This window comes from Streptomyces sp. NPDC002886, assembly GCF_042888445.1.
GTDB lineage: Bacteria > Actinomycetota > Actinomycetes > Streptomycetales > Streptomycetaceae > Streptomyces.
In genome coordinates this window covers 65,381-79,569 of the sequence record NZ_JBIAPV010000014.1, presented here as the reverse complement: position 1 = coordinate 79,569, position 14,189 = coordinate 65,381, and the positions used below count along the sequence as shown (strand labels likewise).

Genomic DNA, 14,189 nt, shown 5'->3' with positions numbered 1-14,189 from the left:
GCGCGAGCGGGCCGGTCAGTCGAACCAGCGGTCCCGGGCCAGTTCCGCCGTCCGCGACGGGTCCTCCAGCAGGGCCGCCACCTCGAAGCGGCGCGGCCACTGGCCCGCCGCCCAGGCGAGGGCCGCCGCGACGCCCTCCAGGGTGGAGGCGTGCAGGGTGCCGTCCGGGGTGCGGCGCCAGTCGAGCTCGACGCCGCCCGCCTGGAGTTCCTCGTGCTCCACGTAGCTCTTGGGGGTGGCCGGGCCCAGGAGCTGGTGCACCGATTCGGGGACCTCGTGCTCCTCGCCCTCGGTGGTGACCTCCGCCGGGACGGTCTCCGAGAGGCGCCGGACCTGGAACAGCTCCGCCAGGTCGGCGGCCCGGGACGGGGCGACGGGGAGGAGCGGGAGGCCCGCCGTCAGGGGGAGCAGGTCCGGGGCGTCCGCGATCAGCGCGTCCGCCGCGTCGACCACGACCACCTCGCCGTCCACGACCGCGCGCAGCTCGTCGGGCAGGGTGACCTGTTCGGGGTCCAGGTCGGCCAATGCCCCGTACAGGCCGTGCAGTTGACGTCCGCCGACCTCCCGGTCCGGGTCGGCGAGGCGGCCGAGCAGCTCGGCGGCGCCGCCCGGCTCCTCCAGCAGGGCGGGCACGGTGGTGCGTACGCCCAGGGCCCGCAGGACCTGCTCGTCCTCGAAGCCGGTGGCGTCCGCCGGGGTGTAGAGGCCCGCCAGCAGCGGGTCGCCGCCCGCCGAGCGCAGGCCGGCCGGGCGGCGGCCGTCCAGGACCGGGTGGTCGCGCAGCCACCAGGCGGTGTACGAGCGCACGGACCGGGTGGTGCCGTCCGGGAGCAGGACCCGCACGGGCTGGGTCAGGGCGTCCCGGAAGGGAGGCTGCGCCAGCATGGCCAGGGCCTGGGGCCAGCGGTCGTCGTCGACCAGGTCGAGGTCCCGCACGGCGACCAGCTCGGTGGCGACCGGCGGCACGGGGGTGTCGGGGAGCTGGTCCAGGAGGTCCTCGCACCACACGTCGACGGCGTCGAGCAGACCGGCGTCGTCGGGCTCGGCGAAGTCCCCGTCGCGGGGCTCCAGTTCGTCGGGGTCCAGGACCACGTCGGTGGCGCGGACCAGCTGGAAGGCGGCGAGTACGCCCACGGCGGTGAGGGTCCGCTCGTCCCAGCGCTCCACCAACTCGGCGTCCACGTACGGGATCTCGTCCTCGCGGACCACGGAGGCCAGCGGGGAGCCGGGCAGCAGCAGTTCGCCGGCCGGGGTCGGCTCGCCGTCCTCGTCGGGCAGGGCGAGCGCGCCCAGCCACGGCTCGTCGCCGGGGGAGAGCTCGGCGTCGCGGACCAGGCCCAGCACGATGTCGGCCAGCTCCTCGGGGTCGAGGGCGTCCTCGTCCCAGATCTCCCCGGAGTCCAGGGAGGCCGCGACGGCCGCCCGCACCTGCGGGGTGGTCAGGACGGCGCGCGGGCTCGCCGGGAGCGCGCCGAGCTTCTCCAGCAGCGGGTGCACCGCGTCGGGGTGGGCCACCTTCAGACCGAGCCGGGCCAGGCTCTCGGGACTGCCCGACCGCGAACCGGCCGACCGGGAAGAGTCCGCGCCGGGCAGCAGCAGGTGCCGGGGCCCGATCGCGGTGCGGCCGTCGGCCAGCGGCACGGGGAGCCCGGAGAGCCGGTCGGGGTCGACCCCGGCGAGGCTGTCGTAGAGCCGGTACCACCACTCCGGGGTCCGCTCGATGCCGGCGATCCGCTCGATGGCCTCGCCCAGCGGCAGCCGGCCCACGCCCAGGGTGCGCAGTTCGGGGCGGCGTTCCAGCCCGGCCGGGAGCAGGGTCGGCAACACCTCCGCGAGGACCCGTACGGTGTCGGCGCCCGCGCCCTCCACCACCTCCGCCTCGAAGGGGCGCAGGGCGGACCGCTCTTCGGGCTCCCCCTCGGCCGGCGCCTCGGCGGGGGCGGCGGGCGCGAGGAAGGCGGTGCGGGGCAGCCGCGCGATGACGGCCGCGCGCAGGGCCCCGTCGAGCTCGCCCTTGCCGAGCGGGCCCGGTACGAGGTCCACGAGCGCGGTGCTCACCGGGTCCCAGGAGCCCAGCAGTTCGGCGTATGCGTCGGCGGCGCGCTCCACGAGGAAGTCGGTCAGCGGCCCCGGCGCGGGGTGCCGGCGGGTGGTGTCCAGCGGCAGGGTCGCGATGAGCAGCGCGGGGATGCCGAGCGGTTCGTCGGTCGGGGTCGGCGCGTGCACCACGGCGGCGGTCGCCGGGCGGACCGGGGCGCCTTCGGCGTCGACGGGCACGGACCAGGACACCGCCCAGACGGGTCGCAGCCGTTCCTCGACGGGCCGGTCGGCGAGCAGCGTCTTCTCGATGGGGCCGGAGTGGCGCACGGTGCGCCAGCGCTTGATGTCCGAGGCGGAGTCGGCGATGACGGTGTACGGGCCTTCGACGCGGCGGGTCAGGGTCCGCACGCCCCCGGCCGGTGTGTCGACGACGACCTCGGCGAGCCCCGGCAGGGTCAGCAGCAGGGCGTCGTCCACGGCGGCGAGCAGCCGCCCGGCCAGCTCCTCGGCGGCGGCGTCGCGCAGCGGGAGGACCACGACGGTGTCGTACCCCTCGGGCGCGGTTCCCTCGGCGGGCAGCGGCAGCCGCAGCAGCGGGACGTGGCCGTCGCGGCGGCGCAGCTCCTCGCCGAGTCCGGAGCTGCCGACGGCGGCCCCTCGGGCCAGCTCGCGGGCCTCGGCCAGGGACCAGCGCACGCCACCGTGCCGGCCCAGGACGGCGGGCTCGTCGGAGACGGCCAGGACGGCGGCGAAGCCGACGCCGAAGCGGCCGACGCTTCCGGAGGAGTCGTCGCGCTTGGCGGAGGCGCGCAGCGTGGACAGCGACTCCACGCCGGTGGCGTCCAGCGGGGAGCCGGTGTTGGAGACGGCGAGCAGCGCGTGCCCGTCGGGCTGGTCGGTGCCCGCGTGCAGGGTGAGCCGCAGCCGGCCGGGAACTCCGGCGCGGGCGGCCGCGTCGGCGGCGTTCTGCGCGAGCTCGATGACGAGCCGGTCGCGGTAGCCGCCGAGCGCCAGGTCCTCCTCGGCGTTGGCGTCCTCACGGAACCGGGCCGGGCCCGCGCCCCAGGCGTCGAGCACCCCGCGCCGCAGCCGGGCCGTGCCGAAGGGGTCCACGCCGTCCTGGGCCGCCGTCACTCGCACGCTCACGCTGCTGCCTCCAAGCTGCACTGCGATGTACCGCGCCGTATCGCGCCGTACGGCATCCGCGGAACACCGGATGCCGAGGTCCCGAAGGTATCGCGTACGTCGAGCGGCTCCGCAAACGAAGCGGCGTCAGGCAGACTTCAGGAGTCGGTATCGCACTGCTATTTGTGAGGATTGCGCATGATCACGCTCACCAAGGAAGACGGCCCCGCGGACCTGGGCGGCGTAACCCACCTGTCCATCGGGGTCTCGTGGGACCCCACCGTGGGCAGCAGCGGCGGCCTGCTGGGCAAGCTCAAGCGGAAGGTCGGGACGGACCTGGACCTCATCGCGATCGCGATGCAGGGTGCGGACCCGGTCCGCCTCGCGGGCCTCGACTCCCTGGACCCCATGGGCAACGGCTCGCTGCTGCACAGCGGCGACAACCAGACCGGCCACGGCGAAGGCGACGACGAGACGGTGACCGTCGAGTTCGCCCGGATACCGGGCAACGTCACGTCCATCGTCTTCGTCGCCGCCGCGTACAAGAAGGGCAGTTCCTTCCAGAGCGCCCGCAACATCAGCTTCAAGGTGTACGACGCCACGGGCGGCAGCGCTCAGCAGGTCGCCGACATCTGGCCGAGCCTGCTCGGCACGGACAACGGCTGCGCCGTGGCGAAGGCGATCCGGGACGGGGCGGGCTGGAAGCTCCAGGTCATCAACCAGACCGGGAAGATCAAGCCGGGCGACGAGCAGGCCCTGATGCGTTTCGCCGTGGCGAAGTAAGCGCCCGATCAGCGGGCTACGCCTTGCCCACGAGGTGCGCGAACACCACCACGTTGGCGTCCCAGTGGCGGTCCTTGGTGAGGTTGCCGCCGCAGGTGATGACGCGGAGCTCGGCCTTGCCGTGGGTGTCCCCGTAGACCTTGTCGGTGGGGAACTGGTCCTTCTTGAAGGTGTCGACCTCGTCCACGGCGAAGACGGCGGTGGAGCCGTCGTCGCGGTGGACCTCGATCTTCTCGTCCTTCTTCAGCTTCTTGAGGTTGTAGAAGACGGCCTCGGGCGCCTGAGGGGTGTCCATGTGCCCGACGATGGCGGCCGCGCCCTTCTCCCCGGGGGTCGGGCCCTCCTTGTACCAGGCCGCGTCCTTGGGCTTGTCGAAGTCGGGCTCCTTCATGGCGCCCTGGGCGTCGAGTCCGACGGCGTCGAGCGGGGCGTCGACCTTGATGTCCGGGATCACGATGCGGTCCGGGACGGAGGCGCTCAGCACCGAGGCGTTCGTGGCGTCGGCCGGGTTGTTCTTGACCGCGTTGCCGCCGGCGTCGCCGCCGGAGCCGCAGGAAGTGATCAGGAAGGCCGTGAGGCCCGCGGCGCCCGCCAGGGCGGCCACGCGCAGTGCGCGGCCGCTCCGGCGGGGGGCGCCTTCAGAGGTGGAGCGCTCAGCCATGGTTCGCGACGTCCGAGGGGACCCAGCCGAGCGGAGCCTGGCCGGTGTTCACGGAACCCTTGGGGGTCTTGTGGTGGCTCGGGTCGACCGGGGTGGGCTTCGGCTTCGGGGTGACCGGGCCGGTGGCGTCGGTGGAGAACTTGACGGTGTCGAACTTCGTGCCGCCCGCGTAGGCCTCGACGCCGTAGTAGCCGGACTTGACGTCCTTGGCGACGACCGCGGTGCCGGTCCAGGTGCCCTTGCCGTTGCTCTTCAGGTTGACCTGGCCGCCGAAGGCGTCGGACTTGATGAAGGCGCTCTTCTCGTTGGGCGCCGTCTTGATGGTGACCTGGATCTTCTCGCCCGGCTTGCCGTGGTCCCGGGACAGGCTCAGCGTGGAGTCGGCCGGGGTGGGGGTCGGCTTCGGGGTGGGCTTGCCGTCCTTGACCGTGATGGTGGCGGTGGCCTGGAGCTTCTCGCCCTTGGGGCCGGTGCCGGTGAGGGAGATGCCGTAGTTGCCGTCGGCGACCTTGGCGATCGTGGCGGTGGCGCCGCGCCCGTCGGTCATCTTGACGTTGTTCAGGGCCTCGGAGGAGATCGACAGGTTCGTCGAGCCGTCGGGAACCTCCATCGACATCTGGACGGAGTCGCCCGGCTTGCCGGAGGAGGGCGAGAGCTTCAGGGCCACCGGGGCGGTCTTGGCGTCGGCGCTCGCGCTGGCGTGTGCGGCCGGGGTGCCGTCGGCCGCGAACGCGGCGGTGGGGACGGCCAGGGCCATAGACGAGGCGAGGGCGATCGCCGAGAAGGTAAGTGCCTTGCGCATGGGGTTCCTCCTGAACGGGCCGGGGTTCGTTCCCGGCACACCAGACATGAGGGACATCCTGGGGTGGTTGGTTGCGCCCCTCCGAGGGGCCGGGAGGGCCCCCTGCCGAAGGTCCCTGGGCATAAAGCCGCAGGCGGAGGCGGGGGTGGGGATCTTCCGTTTGCGGGCTCTTTGCCCCGATTTTTGGGACCAAGGTCCCGGGATTCCGGGCCGTGCGCGGCACGTCGTTCTTCAGGGCCCGTTCAGGACCGTCTCAGGGTCTGTTCAGCACCTTTCCGGCGGGGGCCCGGACAACGCGAAGCCCCCGGTGACGGGACGTCACCAGGGGCTGCGGAGCGTGTGGGTCAGAGGGCTTCGATCACGAAGTCCACGCAGGCCGTCAGCGCCTGCACGTCCGCCGGGTCGATCGCCGGGAACATCGCGATGCGGAGCTGGTTGCGGCCGAGCTTGCGGTAGGGCTCGGTGTCCACGATGCCGTTGGCGCGCAGCACCTTGGCGACCGCCGCCGCGTCGATGTCGTCCGAGAAGTCGATCGTGCCGATGACGGCCGAGCGCTTGGCGGAGTCCGCGACGAACGGGCTGGCGTACTTCGACGCCTCGGCCCAGCCGTACAGGTGGGCCGCGCTGGCCGACGTACGGCCGGTCGTGAACTCCAGACCGCCCTGGCTGTTCATCCACTCCAGCTGCTGGTCCAGCAGGAAGAGGGTGGAGAGCGCCGGGGTGTTGTACGTCTGGTTCTTCAGCGAGTTGTCGATCGCCGTCGGCAGCGAGAAGAACTCCGGGATGTGCCGGCCGGAGGCGTGCACGCGGGCCGCGCGCTCCAGGGCCGCCGGCGAGAACGCCGCCAGCCACAGGCCGCCGTCGGAGGCGAAGGACTTCTGCGGGGCGAAGTAGTAGACGTCGGTCTCGGTGATGTCCACCGGCAGACCGCCGGCGCCCGAGGTCGCGTCCACCAGCACGAGCGAACCCGCGTCGGCGCCCGCGACGCGCTTGATCGGCGCCGCGACACCCGTCGAGGTCTCGTTGTGGGTGTACGCGTACACGTCCACGCCCGCCTCGGCCACCGGGTCCGGGTGGGTGCCCGGGTCGGAGGAGATCACCGTCGGCGCGTCCAGCCACGGCGCGGACTTCGCGGCGCTGGCGAACTTGGAGGAGAACTCGCCGAAGGTGAGGTGCTGCGACTTCCGCTCGATGAGACCGGCGGTCGCGATGTCCCAGAAGGCGGTGGAGCCGCCGTTGCCCAGGATCACCTCGTAGCCCTCGGGGAGGGAGAAGAGGTCCCGGAGGCCCTGGCGCACCGATCCGACCAGGTTCTTGACCGGAGCCTGGCGGTGGGAGGTGCCGATCAGGGAGGTACCGGTGGCGGCGAGGGCGTCCAGCGCCTCGGTCCGCACCTTGGAGGGGCCCGCGCCGAAGCGTCCGTCGGCGGGCTTGATGTCAGCGGGAATCTGGATCTCGGCCACGAGCCGAGCGTATCGGGTCCGGGTCCACGCCTCGGAACCGCGTCCACCCGATGAGATGACGCGCGTAGAGGCGGGAGCTGCTCGGAGCGGCCGGGAGCCGGTGGCAGGCTGTCCGCCGTGACCTCACCCGGTGAACTCGAACGGACCTTGCGGAAGAACCTGCGCGGGGAGGTCGACTTCGGCGCCGCCGCCCGGGCCCTGACGACGATGGACGCCTCGAACTACCGCCGCGTCCCGGTCGGCGTGGTCGCGCCGCGCGACGCCGAGGACGTGGCCGCCGCGCTCGCGGTGTGCGCCGGGGCCGGGGTCCCGGTCGTCCCGCGCGGGGGCGGCACCTCCATCGCGGGCCAGGCGACGGGCGTCGGGGTCGTCCTGGACCTCACCCGCCACATGAACGCCCTCGTCTCCCTCGACCCGGCCGCCCGCACCGCCGTCGTCCAGCCCGGCCTGGTCCTGGACCGGCTGCGGGACGCGGCCCGCCCGCACGGGCTGACCTTCGGGCCGGACCCCTCCACGCACTCCCGGTGCACGCTCGGCGGGATGATCGGCAACAACGCCTGCGGGGCCCACTCCGTGGCCTGGGGAACCACCGCCGACAACGTCGCCGAGCTGGCGGTGACGGCGTACGGCGGCTCCCCCTACCGGCTCGGCACCGGCTGGCAGGGCGCGCCCGACGGGCTGCGGGAGCTGGTGTCGGGGAACCTGGCCGTCCTGCGCACCGGCATGGCGGGCGGCCCGGCCGACGGCTTCGCGCGGCGGATCTCCGGCTACGGGGGCTTGGACGCGCTGCTCCCCGAGCGGGGCACCGGGGTGGCCCGGGCGTTCTGCGGCAGCGAGGGCACGCTCGGCGTGGTCACCGAGGCGGTCGTACGGCTCGTCGAGCTGCCGGCCGCCCCGGCGCTGGCCGTCCTCGGGTACGCCGACGAGAGCGCGGCGGCGGAGGCTGCCGCGGGGCTGCTCGGGTACCGTCCGCTGACCGTGGAGGGGATGGCCGCCGATCTGGTGGGCGGGGCCGCCTGCGGGCTCCCGCGGGGCGGGGCCTGGCTGTTCGTGGAGATGCGCGACGAGGGCGCGGCCCGGGCCGTGCTGCGGGCCTCCGACGCGGTGGACGGCCTGCTGCTCACCGACCCGGCGGCGCAGCGGGCCCTGTGGCGGATCCGCGAGGACGCGGCGGGCACCGCGACGCGGATGCCCGACGGGACGATGGCCTGGCCCGGCTGGGAGGACTGCGCGGTACCGCCCGCCCGGCTCGGCGCCTACCTGCGGGAATTCCGGGCCCTGCTGGCGGAGCACGGGCTGCGTGGATCCCCGTACGGCCACTTCGGCGAGGGCTGTGTGCACGTGCGGATCGACTTCGACCTGGTGTCGCCGCCCGGCGTGGCCCGCTTCCGGGCCTTCTCCTCGGACCTCGCCGACCTCGTGGTCGCACACGGCGGCTCCCTCTCCGGGGAGCACGGGGACGGGCAGGCGCGGGCGGAGCTGCTGCCGAGGATGTACGGGCCCGCGGTGATCGGGCTCTTCGAGGCCTACAAGCGGGTCTGGGACCCGGCGGGCGGCATGAACCCCGGGATCCTGGTCCGCCCGGCCCGCCTCGACGAGAACCTCCGCTTCGCGGTGCTGCCGCCCTCCGGGTTCGCGGGGGAGGTGGCGCGGTGCGTGGGCGTCGCCAAGTGCCGGTCGACCGAGGTCGGGGGGCCGGGGGTGATGTGCCCGTCGTACCGGGCCACGGGCGAGGAGCGCCACTCCACGCGGGGGCGGGCGCGGCTGCTGCACGAGATGCTGGCCGGGGAGGTCATCCGGGACGGCTGGCGTTCGGCGGAGGTCGCCGAGGCGCTGGATCTCTGCCTCGGCTGCAAGGGCTGCCGCAGCGATTGCCCGGTCGGGGTCGACATGGCCTCCTACAAGGCGGAGTTCCTCCACCGCCACTGGGCGGGCCGGCTGCGCCCGCTCTCCCACTACGCCCTGGGCGGGCTGCCGGCATGGCTCCGCCTGATCGCGGCCCTCCGCCTGGCCGGCCCCCTGAACCTCCTCTCCCGCTTCCTCCGTGTCCCGGGCCTGGAGCGGGCCCGCCCCCTGCCCCGCCTGGCCCGGACCCCGTTCACCCGCGGGTGGGCGGGCCCTGCCGGGCGGGTGGGGGACGGCCGCCCGCAGGGCGCGCCCGGGACCGTTGTGACGGTGTGGCCGGACACGTTCACGGAGTACCTCGCTCCCGAGGCCGGTCATGCCGCCGTGCGGGTGCTGCGGGCCGCCGGCCTGGAGACCGGCGTCCCGGCGGGCCCCGTCTGCTGCGGGCTGACCTACATCTCCACCGGCCGCCTCGACGCCGCCCGCAGGACCCTGCGCCGGACCCTGGACGCCGTAGGCGACCCGCGGGGGCCCGTCACCGTCCTCGAACCGAGCTGCGCGGCAGCGCTCCGCACCGACCTGCCCGCCCTGCTCCCGCAGGACCCCCGCGCACCCCGTCTCGCAGCGGCCGTCCGGACCTTCGCCGAGACCCTGGAGGAGTACGCCCCCCACTGGCAGCCGCCCCGCCTCGACCGGCCGGTCGCCGGCCAGACCCACTGCCACCAGCACGCCGTCCTCGGCGACGGCCCCGACCGCCGGCTGCGCGAGCGCGCCGGGCTGACGGGCGAGCTCAGCGGCGGCTGCTGCGGGCTCGCGGGCAACTTCGGCTTCGAGCCCGGCCACCACGAGGTCTCCGTGGCCTGCGCCGAGGAGCAGCTCCTGCCGTCGCTGCGGGCGGCGGCGCCGGGGACGGAGGTGCTGGCGGACGGGTTCTCCTGCCGGACCCAGATCGCGCAGCTGGCCGGCGGCCGGGCCCGCCACCTGGCGGAAGTCCTGGCGGAGGGCCTGGAGCGGGGCCTGCCGAAAGCGGACGTACACCAGATGTAAGGCAAAACACGGACGCACGGTCCTTACTCACCCCCTAATCTGGAGAAATGTCCGCACCCTCCTGCCCCCCGAGCACCACGCCGAGCACCGAGCCCTCCCCAGCGACGACCACCGCCCCGGCCCCGGTCCTCGTCCCCGCCCCCGCGGACGGCTCCTTCCGGGTCCGCTTCGGCCCGGTCGCCCTGGTGGTCACGGCGGGCGTCTCGGTGCAGTTCGGTGCCGCCCTCGCGGTGATGCTCATGCCGCGGGCGGGCGCGGCCGGCGTGGTCACGCTGCGCCTCGCCGCGGCCGCGCTGGTGCTGCTGCTCGTGTGCCGGCCCAAGATGCGCGGGTACTCCCGCTCGGACTGGTCGACCGTGGTGTGGTTCGGCGTGACCATGGCCGGCATGAACGGGTTCATCTACCAGGCCATCGACCGGATCCCCCTCGGCCCGGCCGTCACCCTGGAGGTGCTGGGCCCCCTGGTGCTCTCCGTCGTGGTCTCCCGCCGGCTGCTGAACCTGCTGTGGGCCGGCCTGGCACTGGCCGGAGTCGTCCTGCTGTCCACCCACGGCGGAGGCGGCCTCGGCGGGCTCGACCCGCTGGGCGTGGCCTTCGCCCTCGCGGCGGGCGGCATGTGGGCGGCGTACATCGTGTTCAGCGCGCGGACCGGCCGCCGCTTCCCGCAGGCGGACGGGCTGGCGCTGGCGATGGCCGTGGCGGCCGTACTGTCCCTGCCGCTCGGCGTGATCGAGGCCGGCTCGGCCCTGCTGCGCCCGAGCACCCTGCTCCTGGGCCTCGGTGTGGCGGTGCTGTCCTCGGTGCTGCCCTACACGCTGGAGCTGCTCGCCCTGCGCAGGCTCCCGGCTCCGACCTTCGCGATCCTGATGAGCCTGGAGCCCGCGATCGCCGCGACGGCCGGGTTCCTGATCCTGAACCAGGCGCTGTCGGCGCTCGACGCGGCGGCGATCGCGCTGGTCATCGTGGCGAGCATGGGCGCGGTCCGCTCACAGACCCGCCCGCGGAAGCCCCAGCAGGATCCCCTGCGGGATCCGCAGCCGGAGCCTCAGCCGAACTGATCGTAGAAGGCGGTCTTGAGCCGCAGGGCGCGTTCCTCGGTCTCCCTGAAGCCGGCCGCTCCGGACGCCCCGTCCGGCCCTTCCGCCCGGCCGAGGAGCTCGGTCACCCGCGCGGCCAGCCGGTCGGAGTGGGTGTCGGACAGCAGGGACACCGTCGCGAGCGAATGCGTCTTCGCGTCGTGGACCAGGTGCGGGTGGTAGAACCGCGAACGGTTGCGGCCGCCGCCCTCGCCCGTGAACAGCGGCCCCATCCGCTCCCACAGCCGCGCGTACTCGACGGAGACCAGCACCTCGCCCCAGAAGCGCAGGAAGGTCAGCAGCCGCAGGTCGGAATCGGCGTGGCCGCCCGCGTCCGCGATCAGTTCGAGGGTGTCGGTGATGGCCCGCCGCGTCGCGGCCGTCGGCCTCGACGCCACGAGGGCCTCCCTGGACACTCCGAGCAGGCGCAGGTCCTCGGTCATGTCCTCCCGGTGCGAGGGCGCGTGGCCCGTGGCGCCCGGGTACTCCTCGCGCAGGATGATCCGGGCGATCCGCAGCCCCTCCTCGTCGCGCAGGAGGTCGATGGCCAGGTCGTAGGACGGGGTGAACGCGAGCGAGACGAAGCGCCGCTGGAGGAGGAGCGCGGTGAAGTCCTCCTCGGGCAGCCGGGTGACGCCCGCCAGGACCGGATGCTCCTCGAAGCGCGCGATCAGCCCGTTCTCGAACCCGTCCAGCTCGTGCAGCCCGTCCTTCGCGCCCTTCGCGTCGGGAGCGCCCAAGTCGTGCATGGCCGTACCTTTCCGTGGATCTGCGGGGGGACCTGCGTGGGCATCCGCGTGTGGCTCTGCGTGCGGCTCCGCGTGGGGATCGGGCCGGATCGCCGCCCGATCACCAGACGATGTTCCTGAGCGACTCGCGCCAGTCGGGGAGCGCCACGTCGCGGCCGATCTCCCACAGCGTGTCCAGCTCCCGCTGGACCTGCCGGCCCATCGTGGTGTCACCGCCGTCGATCTCAGTCTGGGCGGAGTCGACGGCCAGTTGGCCGTGCAGGAACGAACTGACCAGAAAGTGCTCGTCGGCCTTGTGCACGGCGATGGACGGCAGGGAGTTGTACACCCGCACCCTGAGCAGGGCCCGGCCCGCCGGCCCGACCGCCCTGTGCAGCTCCGCGAGGCCGGCGAGGCACATTTCCACCCGGGCCTTCACGTCCAGCGCGAGGGCGGGATCCCGTACGGCACGCAGCGCCTCGTCGCGCAGTCCCGCCACGGGGGAAGAGGGGTACAGGAGCATGACCCGCACCGGGATGCCGTGGTCCACCAGCGCCTTCTCCAGCGAGGGCTGGAGGTGGGCCAGGTTGGGGACGAAGGTCTGCAGGATGACCACCTCCTGGGTGGCGCCCTCCACGAACGCGCAGAACCGCGCGTCGGGGAAATCCGGGTGCACCTGGATCACGCCGAGGTAGTTCTCCTGCCTGAGCTGCTCCGCGACGGTCTCGATGTCCAGCTTGGCGAGGTGCACCCGGAAGCTGCTGTCGAGCCGGGCGACCTCCGTCCGCACGGTGTCGCCGAGCTGGGTGACCTTGTCCTCGACCACGTCGAGCTTGCGCAGGCGGTCGATCTCCAGGAGCAGGAACACGGTGACCGTGCTCAGGATGAGCAGGGTGACCTTGGGGAGCGCGCCGCCCGGAGCGAGCGCGTCGAGCCACCCGAAGAGGTCCGCGATCAGGACCACGACGCCCGATATGGACATCAGGGCCAGCGCGATCCGTTCCACCCGATAGCGAACGTCGACGCTCATGCCGCTCCAGCTCCCGTGCCCCGTACCGCATGGCCCTCGTGGTCGGCGACGACGGTATACCGACTCCCTTTGTTCCAGGGAGGTTTGAGGGGCTGCTGGGGGTGAGCGGGGGCGAGTTCAGGCCACGCCGGTGCGGTGCGGTGCGGGTCCGGCGTGGTTCCGGTCCGGTGCTCAGCTCCAGATGATGTCGCCGGCCGGCCCGACCGGCAGGGGCGCCACGTCCGCGTGCTGGACGTTCGCCTCGACCTGCGCCGTTTCGGGCGTCCCGGTCTGCGGGTCCCCGTCCGGGAAGTCCTGACCCCAGCCGCTGAACATGGCCACGCCCAGCGCGAGGGCGCTCAGGGCCGCGGTCGCGCAGTACATCCGACGAGTCGTCATGCGGGGAGCATCCCAGCCGCCCGGGCCGGAGGGAAGGCCTCGACCGTTGCTGTGCGAACCGTCACTCGCCGTCGCCCGTCCCGTGCTCCCCGCCCGCCCCCGCAGCCCCGTAGCGGGCCGCCGTCGCGGCCGCGGCCGCTCCGATGCGCCGGCGCAGGGCCGGCGGGGCGAGCACTTCCGCCTCCGCGCCGAGCTCCAGGAACTGTGCCTCCGCGTGGTCCTGCGACTCGATCGGCAGGACCGCCCGGGTCCACCCGGGCAGTTCGGGGTCCGGGGTCCCGGTGGAGGTCAGGGCCCTGGCCTGGGCGCCGGTCAGCCGGGCGGCCGCGCGCGCGGAGACCCGTACCCGCGCCTCCTCCGCGTACAGCCGCTCGTGGAACTCGGCCTGCGTGCGCCGCCAGTGGGCGGCGAGCTCGAAACCGTCGGGGAGCGCGCACTCCTCGCCGGTCTCGCGGACGGCCAGGATCTGGTCCACCCGGTAGGTGTGCGGGGGACCGGCGGGGGTCGGGGTGCCCGGCTCGGTCGGCGTACCGGGCTCGGCCGGCGTGCCCGGCTCCGCCGCCGTGCCCGCGACCAGGTACCAGCGCCCGGCCTTCAGGACCAGCCCGTAGGGGGCCAGCCGCCGGTCCACCTCGTGGGGCGCCTTCCAGCGCCGGTACCGGACCTCGACGACCCGCCCCCGCCACACCGCGTCGGCGACCCGCGCCAGGTGCGGGGTCTCCTCGTGCTCCGCGTACCAGCCGGGCGCGTCCAGGTGGAAGCGCAGCCGCATCCGGTCGGCCTGCGCACGCAGCTCCGCGGGCAGGGCGGCGCGCAGCTTCAGCTGGGCGGTGGACAGGGCCCGGCCGAGGCCCAGTTCGGCGGCCGGGCCGGGCATCGAGGTGAGGAAGAGGGCCTCCGCCTCGCCCGGGGCCAGTCCGGTGAGACGGGTGCGGTAGCCGTCGAGGAGCTGGTAGCCGCCGCTGTGTCCGGCGTCTCCGTACAGCGGGACGCCGGCGGCGGCCAGCGCCTCCGCGTCGCGGTAGACCGTACGGACCGACACCTCCAGCTCCCCGGCGAGCTCGGCGGCGGTCATCCGGCCCCGGGTCTGGAGCAGGAGCAGGATCGAGAGCAGTCGGCTGGACTTCACGCGCACTTCACTGCCACAGGATGTCAGTGAAGTGCTCCTACGGTTCCCCCATCAGCACGGAGAACAGTTTGGGGAGACCGCA

The 14,189-nt window shown here is 73.9% G+C and carries 11 protein-coding genes; 3 read left to right on the top strand and 8 right to left on the bottom strand.

What is annotated here, in order from left to right:
- Positions 1-15: 15 nt before the first annotated feature.
- A complete protein-coding gene (locus ACFYYB_RS38160) occupies positions 16-3,186 on the bottom strand; it encodes a sacsin N-terminal ATP-binding-like domain-containing protein (RefSeq protein ID WP_389442528.1) in 3,171 nt (1,056 codons plus the stop codon).
- Positions 3,187-3,363: 177 nt separating this feature from the next.
- Here ACFYYB_RS38160 and ACFYYB_RS38155 point away from each other — a divergent pair, with 177 nt between their 5' ends.
- The gene (locus ACFYYB_RS38155; protein ID WP_389442525.1) at positions 3,364-3,948 is read left to right on the top strand and encodes a TerD family protein; all 585 of its coding nucleotides are present in this window, start codon (positions 3,364-3,366) and stop codon (positions 3,946-3,948) included.
- Between the two features lie 16 nt (positions 3,949-3,964).
- Here the strand turns inward: ACFYYB_RS38155 and ACFYYB_RS38150 are convergent, their stop codons facing one another.
- The 3 genes from ACFYYB_RS38150 to serC form a co-directional block, all read right to left on the bottom strand.
- A complete protein-coding gene (locus ACFYYB_RS38150; RefSeq protein ID WP_389442522.1) occupies positions 3,965-4,609 on the bottom strand; it encodes a class F sortase in 645 nt (214 codons plus the stop codon).
- Positions 4,602-5,411 carry a hypothetical protein gene (locus ACFYYB_RS38145; RefSeq protein ID WP_389442520.1) on the bottom strand — a complete coding sequence of 270 codons (810 nt, stop codon included), beginning with the start codon at positions 5,409-5,411 and terminating at the stop codon, positions 4,602-4,604. The genes ACFYYB_RS38150 and ACFYYB_RS38145 overlap by 8 nt, the downstream gene beginning before the upstream one ends.
- A gap of 344 nt (positions 5,412-5,755) precedes the next feature.
- Entirely contained in the window at positions 5,756-6,874 is a 1,119-nt protein-coding gene (gene serC, locus ACFYYB_RS38140; protein WP_389442518.1) for a phosphoserine transaminase, read from the bottom strand.
- 117 nt (positions 6,875-6,991) lie between these two features.
- On the opposite strand from serC, the gene ACFYYB_RS38135 reads away from it, so the two are divergent.
- Positions 6,992-9,766 carry an FAD-binding and (Fe-S)-binding domain-containing protein gene (locus tag ACFYYB_RS38135; RefSeq protein ID WP_389442516.1) on the top strand — a complete coding sequence of 925 codons (2,775 nt, stop codon included), beginning with the start codon at positions 6,992-6,994 and terminating at the stop codon, positions 9,764-9,766.
- 47 nt (positions 9,767-9,813) lie between these two features.
- Positions 9,814-10,824: a DMT family transporter gene (locus ACFYYB_RS38130; RefSeq protein WP_389442513.1), complete on the top strand. Its 1,011-nt coding sequence runs from the start codon at positions 9,814-9,816 to the stop codon at positions 10,822-10,824.
- Here ACFYYB_RS38130 and ACFYYB_RS38125 read toward each other — a convergent pair.
- From ACFYYB_RS38125 to ACFYYB_RS38110, 4 genes are all read right to left on the bottom strand, one after another.
- On the bottom strand, positions 10,812-11,591 hold the full coding sequence (locus ACFYYB_RS38125; protein ID WP_389442511.1) for a hypothetical protein: 780 nt from the start codon (positions 11,589-11,591) through the stop codon (positions 10,812-10,814). The two genes, ACFYYB_RS38130 and ACFYYB_RS38125, sit on opposite strands and share 13 nt — an antisense overlap.
- A 100-nt stretch (positions 11,592-11,691) precedes the next feature.
- Positions 11,692-12,600, bottom strand: a complete 909-nt coding sequence (locus tag ACFYYB_RS38120) for a hypothetical protein (RefSeq protein ID WP_389442508.1) — start codon at positions 12,598-12,600, stop codon at positions 11,692-11,694.
- A gap of 171 nt (positions 12,601-12,771) precedes the next feature.
- On the bottom strand, positions 12,772-12,978 hold the full coding sequence (locus ACFYYB_RS38115) for a hypothetical protein (protein ID WP_389442505.1): 207 nt from the start codon (positions 12,976-12,978) through the stop codon (positions 12,772-12,774).
- A 61-nt stretch (positions 12,979-13,039) separates the two neighbouring features.
- Positions 13,040-14,107 (bottom strand): helix-turn-helix transcriptional regulator, encoded by a 1,068-nt coding sequence (locus ACFYYB_RS38110; protein ID WP_389442502.1) that lies wholly within the window; start codon positions 14,105-14,107, stop codon positions 13,040-13,042.
- Positions 14,108-14,189 lie beyond the last annotated feature (82 nt).